This is a genomic window from Arthrobacter sp. SPT-J7 (assembly GCF_059089965.1).
The window spans coordinates 1-3,605 of record NZ_JBNHFF010000286.1 but is presented as its reverse complement, the minus strand read 5'-3'; the positions used below and the strand labels follow the sequence as shown (position 1 = coordinate 3,605).

At 65.4% G+C, this 3,605-nt stretch carries 4 protein-coding genes; all 4 read left to right on the top strand.

The features are described from left to right. The coding region (locus tag AC5RWX_RS31430; protein WP_494100111.1) for a PucR family transcriptional regulator at positions 1-1,197 on the top strand (1,197 nt) is incomplete at its 5' end. Positions 1,198-1,285: 88 nt separating this feature from the next. Next, a complete protein-coding gene (locus AC5RWX_RS31425) occupies positions 1,286-2,215 on the top strand; it encodes an ACP S-malonyltransferase (RefSeq protein WP_494100110.1) in 930 nt (309 codons plus the stop codon). Then, positions 2,212-3,273 (top strand): beta-ketoacyl-ACP synthase III, encoded by a 1,062-nt coding sequence (locus AC5RWX_RS31420; protein ID WP_494100109.1) that lies wholly within the window; start codon positions 2,212-2,214, stop codon positions 3,271-3,273. Before AC5RWX_RS31425 ends, AC5RWX_RS31420 begins: the two co-directional genes overlap by 4 nt. Positions 3,274-3,353: 80 nt before the next feature. After that, positions 3,354-3,599 carry an acyl carrier protein gene (locus AC5RWX_RS31415; protein ID WP_009359314.1) on the top strand — a complete coding sequence of 82 codons (246 nt, stop codon included), beginning with the start codon at positions 3,354-3,356 and terminating at the stop codon, positions 3,597-3,599. The last annotated feature ends 6 nt before the right edge of the window (positions 3,600-3,605 follow it).

Sequence of the window (3,605 nt, the reverse complement as noted above, 5' to 3'; positions counted from 1 at the left end):
GGGGTCACGCCGGAGAAGTCCGAAACCCTCAAAAAGCTGCGGGCAAATGTAGGCCAGCTGTCCACCACCACCTTGCGGGAGCTGGAAAAATCCCTGCCCTGGTACAGCCGGCTCAGCTCGGATGAACGCTCCGCCCTTGGCATGGTGGCCCAGAACGGCATCGCAGCCTTTGTGACCTGGTATGAACGCCCAAGTTCCCCCTCCTGGATCCTCACTGACGTCTTTGGGACGGCGCCAACGGAACTCACCCGGTCCATCAGCCTGCAGAAGGCCCTGCAACTGATCCGGATCGTGGTGGAGGTGGTGGAGGACCAGGTACCGGTCATCGCCCCGGAGGCTGACCAACCGTCCCTTCGTGAGGCCGTCCTCCGCTATTCCCGCGAGGTGGCGTTCGCCGCGGCCGACGTTTATGCGCGCGCCGCTGAATCCCGCGGCTCCTGGGACACCCGCCTGGAAGCCCTGATCGTCGATGCCATCCTTCGGGGCGAAAACACTGATGCCCTGCGCTCCAGGATCGCAGCCCTGGGCTGGAAGGCGCAGGAACGGTTCACCGTGATGGTGGGCAACTCGCCTTCCGAACCCAGCGCCAGCTATGTCAGCGAACTCCGCCGGATGGCGGGCCGCTACGCGGAGGACGCCCTCGTGGGGATCCAGGGCGACCGCCTGATCCTGATCCTGGGCGGCGTTTCGGACCGGGAAACCGCCTACGTTAAGCTCAGCGACATGTTTGCCCCGGGCCCCGTGGTGTACGGGCCCGAAGCAGGATCGCTGCTGGAGGCGAGCAGCTCGGCGCAATCGGCCTTCGCCGGCCTGACCGCAGCCAGGGCATGGCCGTCCGCGCCCCGGCCCGTTGCCGCCGACGACCTGCTGCCCGAGCGGGTCATCTCAGGGGACGACGCCGCCCGCCGCTCGCTGGTCAAGAACATCTACCGCCCGCTCCTCGCTGCGTCCAACGGGCTGGTGGAAACCCTCGGGACATACTTGGAACTTGGCCATTCCCTTGAGGCAACGGCACGGGAACTCTTTGTCCATGCCAACACCGTCAGGTACAGGCTGAAGCGGGTTTGCGACGTCACGGGCTGGGATCCGCTCCTCCCGAGAGAGGCATTTGTCCTCCAGGCGGCGCTTGTGGTGGGCCGCCTCTCCGCCCCGCCCAAAGCCGCCGTGGAGCGTCAGCCGTCGCGGAACCAGCCCTAAGGCGTTGTAGACTTCCTACAACCTGACCCCGTGAGCTTGGTGCGGACAAACACCGCTGGATCACACAGTAATTTGGAAAGCTGGTTACGTGCTTGCAATAGTCTGCCCTGGACAGGGCTCACAAACCCCGGGTTTTCTGGCCCCCTGGCTTGAACTGCCCCCGGTGGCAGGCCAACTGGCCTCCCTGAGCGATATCGCAGGCATCGATCTGATCGCCCACGGGACCACCTCCGACGAAGAAACCATCAAGGACACTGCCGTGGCGCAGCCCCTGATTGTTGCCGCCGGACTCGTAGCCGCGGCTTCCCTTTTCGACGTCGAACTCAGCTCCCTTCCGGTGATTCTCGCCGGCCACTCCGTAGGTGAGATCACCGCTTCCGCCCTTGCCGGCGTCCTGACGCAACAGGAAGCCATGACGTTTGTCCGCGAGCGTGCCAACAGCATGGCTGCTGCCGCGTCCGCTACGCCCACCGGTATGAGCGCCGTCGTCGGCGGGGACCCGGCGGAGGTGTTGGCCGCCATTGAAGCAGCCGGCGCCACCCCTGCAAATGTCAACGGCGCGGGCCAGACCGTGGCTGCGGGAACGTTCGAACAGCTGAAGGCCCTCGCCGACAACCCGCCCGCGAAGGCTCGCGTAATCCCCCTGAAGGTGGCCGGCGCGTTCCACACCAGCCACATGTCACCCGCGGTCAGCGCCCTCAAGACGCTGGAGCCGGCGCTGAAGCCGCAAGCGCCGAAGGTGCCCCTGCTGTCGAATTACGACGGCGGGGAAGTCACCGATGGCGGTGCCGCCGTCGAAAGCCTGATCGCCCAGGTGTCCCGTCCGGTCCGCTGGGACCTGTGCATGGAAACCCTGATCCAGCGCGGTGTCACCGGCGTCATTGAGCTTGCTCCTGCCGGAACCCTTGCCGGCCTCGCCAAGCGTGGCATGCCCGGCGTCAAAACCGTTGCGGTCAAGACCCCCGACGACCTTTCCGCCGCCCTGGCGCTCTTCGCAGAACTGGAGGGCAACGCATGAGCGTTCCCACGCTGAAACAGGCCCCCATTCAGGAACACACCCGGATCCTCGGGCTCGGCGCCTACAGGCCGGACGTCATCGTCACCAACGAGGACGTCTGCCAGTGGATCGATTCCTCTGACGAATGGATCCGCCAGCGGACCGGGATCGTCACCCGCCACCGTGCCGCGGCTGACGTCAGCGTGATCGATATGGCCGAAGGTGCTGCCCGTGAAGCCATGGAAAAGGCCGGGATCGAAGCATCGGACCTTGGCGCCGTCATTGTCTCCACTGTCACCCACCCCTACGCGACGCCGTCTGCGGCCGCCAGCCTGGCTGACCGCCTCGGCGCCACGCCGGCACCTGCCTTTGACATTTCCGCTGCCTGCGCCGGCTACTGCTACGGCATTGCCCAGGGCGACGCGCTCGTTCGCTCCGGTACCGCTAAGTACGTGTTGGTGGTTGGCGCAGAGAAGCTCTCCGACGTCATCGACAACCGGGAACGCACCATCTCATTCCTCCTCGGAGACGGGGCCGGCGCCGTCGTGATCGGCCCGTCCGAGACTCCGGGAATCGCGCCCTCGGTCTGGGGATCCGACGGCAGCAAGTGGGACGCCATCGGAATGACCCGCTCCATGCTCGATGTGCGCGACCTTGGCATGGCTGCGCGGCAGTCAGACTCCACCGGCGACCTCGCCCTGCTCGAAGAAGCGCAGGAGCTCTACCCCACCCTGCGGCAGGACGGCCAGACGGTCTTCCGCTGGGCAGTCTGGGAGATGGCGAAGGTGGCCCAGCAGGCCCTGGACGCGGCCGGTGTACAGGCCGAGGACCTCGTGGCTTTTATCCCCCATCAGGCCAACATGCGCATCATCGATGAGATGGTGAAGAAGCTGAAGCTGCCGGAGACGGTTACAGTGGCACGGGACATCGCCGATGCAGGGAACACCTCTGCAGCGTCCATCCCCTTGGCCACCCACCGCCTGCTCGCGGAGAAGCCGGAGCTGAGCGGCGGGCTGGCCCTCCAGATTGGCTTCGGCGCCGGGCTGGTCTTCGGCGCCCAAGTGGTTGTCCTTCCCTAGATACGCCCCCAACAGGCCGCAACCGCGTCCTGAACCATTTCCGGCAGCCCCTGCCGGCAATACAAGAAAAGGAGCCACCAATGGCTAGCAACGAAGAGATCCTGGCCGGCTTGGCTGAAATCGTCAACGAAGAAACCGGCCTGGCCCCCGAGGCAGTTGAGCTGGACAAGTCCTTCACCGAGGACCTGGACATCGACTCCATCTCGATGATGACCATCGTGGTTAACGCTGAAGAGAAGTTCGGCGTGCGCATCCCGGACGAAGAGGTCAAGAACCTCAAGACCGTCGGCGACGCCGTCAGCTTCATCGCCGGAGCACAGGCCTAGTCAAGG

What these genes read in the sequence shown, in the direction of transcription:
- AC5RWX_RS31420 (WP_494100109.1), top strand. Translation starts at nt 2,212, where the DNA reads ATGAGCGTTCCCACGCTGAAACAGGCCCCCATTCAGGAACACACCCGG.
- AC5RWX_RS31415 (WP_009359314.1), top strand. Translation starts at nt 3,354, where the DNA reads ATGGCTAGCAACGAAGAGATCCTGGCCGGCTTGGCTGAAATCGTCAAC.